Raw genomic sequence first — 2,886 nt, 5'->3', positions numbered from 1 at the left:
CTGTACTTCGCCAAGAAGTTGAAATTGTGCGTACCAATACTGGCACAGATATTTATTGAGAGCAGGCTCACAACTAACCAGATAACAGAAATTATGTCCAGTACAGTAATCGGAATATTTGAACAGGAAAGCCAGGCCCAGCAGGCTAAACAGTATTTGCTTGATAATGGCTACAAAGCATCTCAGGTTGACCTATCTGCCCAACCAGCTGATTACAAAGCTGATCAAAGCCTGGATGATGACAGTGATGGGATCGGCGGGTTTTTTAAAAACCTTTTTAGTGACGATGATGAAAAAGCTGACCGTTTTAGTAAGGCGGGACGAAGGGGCACTGTCGTAACTGTGCATGCGCTTACCAATCAGGAAGCAGAAGTGGCGGCAGATATACTTGATGATCATGGCGCGGTGGATGTGGATGAATTTGGCCAAATGAATCAAGCCTTTGATAACACACTGATTGCACCACAAGCAGGTAGCATATCTGATGTCAACGACAATAAGGAAAGTATATCTGTAATTGAAGAGCAGATGCAGGTTGGAAAACGTGAAGTGCAGACAGGAGGTGTACGTTTGAGAAGCCGGATCATTGAACGGCCTGTCGAAGAGCGCATCCGTCTGCGTCAGGAACATGTCTCAGTGACACGCTCGGCTGCAAACCGACCCGCAACAGAGGCTGATTTTGATGCTTTCAAAGAAGGAACTATCGAGCTGACCGAGCACGAAGAAGTCGCGGTGGTTTCAAAACAAGCCTTCGTGGTGGAGGAGGTGAGCCTTCAAAAAGAAATAGAAGAAAAAGAGGAGACTGTCAAAGGCACTGTTCGCAAAACTGAGGTGGATGTTGAAGAAATACCTTCAAGTCCACAGAACCGCAAATATGATGAGGACCTTCGCTAATCCGGACTGATCACCTTTGCAAAAGGCTCCGAATTTACGGGGCCTTTTGCTTTTTTACTTAGAATCAACAAACAGGAGACGTTCAATGCAATCTCATACTACTTTGGATGACAAGGTTTGCAAGGAAATAATCCACCTGTAAGAATAACCCCATAATGGGACATCGTAGATATTAATGCTCCGTATATGATAGGCGAGCGATGCTTGCGAAAATATCACTTCAACTTACCATCTAGTGGCTGACCGAAATTATAGTATTAATGACCGCTTGAAAGTTCACTTCAAATTTAAATAAGCAGATATGGAAGATATTGCTGATACCACTGGATTTTTGGATGAAACCACATCTATGCTGATGTGTGAAGAAAAGCAGCTCACACCTCAAAAGGGTGTAGAGATCATAGATAAGTGGATCATCCCACTAGATCAGGCTGAAAATACAAGGCCCATTGCCGACGGACTCAAAAAGCTTAAATCATTATTAGGGCAAGAGCCTGTGGATGGAGGTGCAGTAATAAGCCAGATGGGCACATTGGCAGGTCAGCTCATTGTGATTGCCCCGGACATGGGGGCAGAAGGGGAGATGCCCTCATTGCTAATGGCACTGGCCAGTGCATTACGGATGGCCGGTGATATACCGAAATCTGAGTAAGTAATATAGTCTATTCATTAAAACAGTCTGCATCGAACAGACTGTTTTAATAAAAATAAGTTATTGAAAATCAATAAATCAAGAGCTTATGAGTGTCGCGACCAATTGTTTTGTTAATTGGACAATAGCCGCTCGCTCCCCTGGCAATCAGTAAGCCGCCAACCAAAGATGCTGCTTTTCCAATCAAGGTATTTTGGTTTTTGATACCGTAGTAGGTTATCAATGATCCTGCCACAAAGGACCCTATGCGTTCAGCATTTCCGACATTAATGATACCATCTTTACTAAAAATCTTGCTGTAAAGTTTCTTTTGTACAAAACTGCCAACTATTCCCATATCCCTAAATTAATGTTGTAACCTGGATTCAATAAAATTATTCCAGCATTTAAATGAGCGACAAAAGGTGAATTTGATGCTTTCGATATAAACATAGCCTGGCATGATATTCTTTCCCAAACTGTAAGAACATCATGTAAAACAATCACTTCTATATGTCGAGAATAAATTTTTACAAGGATGTCTTAAAGGAAAGCTTCACAGAATTCATGGAGGATAATGGCCTTAAGTTGAGTGCTGCCTTGTCTTATTATACCGTGTTTTCACTTGCACCGATGATCCTGGTCCTTATTTCCGTGGTCAGTATTTTTTTTGGGCGTGAAGCTTTTGAAGGACAATTGTTTGGTCAGATTAAGGGACTTGTTGGTAGCGAGGCTGCCCTTCAATTACAGGGAATTATAAAAAATGCGGCGGTTTCAAATAAATCCGGGACTGCTGCGGCCATTGGAACTATAACCCTGTTGATCGGTGCTACCGGGGTATTTGCAGAGATCCAGGACTCTATCAACTATATTTGGTCTATTAAATCCAAGCCACAAAAAGGATGGCTTGGATACCTGAAAAGCCGGTTGCTTTCTTTTTCGGTCCTGATCACGCTCGGATTTTTATTGATAGTATCCCTGGGGGTTAATACTTTGGTTGATCTTCTTAGCAGTCGGTTGGAAATGTATTTCTCACAGGTTTCAGTTATTATATTTTCGGTGCTGAACGTTGCCTTGGTGATTGTCATTATTACTGCTTTATTTTCAGTGATATTTAAAATTCTTCCTGACGGCCATGTCCGCTGGAAAGAGTGCATCTTTGGGGCGGCTTTTACAGCAGTATTATTTACCATCGGAAAGTTTGTTATTAGTATCTATCTGGGCCAGTCTGACCTTGGTGCTGCTTATGGGGCTTCTGCCTCGATTGTTATCCTTTTGACATGGATTTATTATTCCTCGATTATTCTGTATTTCGGCGCTGAATTTACCAAAGTATATGCGCGTTCTGGTGGCAAATCCAT

4 protein-coding genes are annotated in these 2,886 nt (G+C 42.2%); 3 read left to right on the top strand and 1 reads right to left on the bottom strand.

The window, feature by feature from the left end:
• Positions 1-894, top strand: an 894-nt coding sequence (locus ACTIE6_RS22005; protein ID WP_439558680.1) for a YsnF/AvaK domain-containing protein, incomplete at its 5' end; no start/stop codon positions are given.
• 301 nt (positions 895-1,195) lie between these two features.
• Positions 1,196-1,546: a hypothetical protein gene (locus tag ACTIE6_RS22000; protein ID WP_138284240.1), complete on the top strand. Its 351-nt coding sequence runs from the start codon at positions 1,196-1,198 to the stop codon at positions 1,544-1,546.
• A 70-nt stretch (positions 1,547-1,616) separates the two neighbouring features.
• On the opposite strand, the gene ACTIE6_RS21995 is transcribed toward ACTIE6_RS22000, so the two are convergent.
• On the bottom strand, positions 1,617-1,883 hold the full coding sequence (locus ACTIE6_RS21995; RefSeq protein WP_138284244.1) for a YgaP family membrane protein: 267 nt from the start codon (positions 1,881-1,883) through the stop codon (positions 1,617-1,619).
• 155 nt (positions 1,884-2,038) lie between these two features.
• Between ACTIE6_RS21995 and ACTIE6_RS21990 the strand changes: the two genes are divergently transcribed.
• A partial coding sequence (locus tag ACTIE6_RS21990) for a YihY/virulence factor BrkB family protein (protein ID WP_439558679.1) occupies positions 2,039-2,886 on the top strand: 848 nt, incomplete at its 3' end.

Source organism: Dyadobacter sp. (assembly GCF_051859145.1).
Lineage (GTDB): Bacteria > Bacteroidota > Bacteroidia > Cytophagales > Spirosomataceae > Dyadobacter.
The sequence above is the reverse complement of the archived record's forward strand: the minus strand, read 5'-3'. Positions and strand labels throughout refer to the sequence as shown.

Bases quoted from the DNA above. Each gene is read 5' to 3' on its own strand.
- ACTIE6_RS22000 (WP_138284240.1), top strand. From the start codon at position 1,196: ATGGAAGATATTGCTGATACCACTGGATTTTTGGATGAAACCACATCT.
- ACTIE6_RS21995 (WP_138284244.1), bottom strand. From the start codon at position 1,883: ATGGGAATAGTTGGCAGTTTTGTACAAAAGAAACTTTACAGCAAGATT.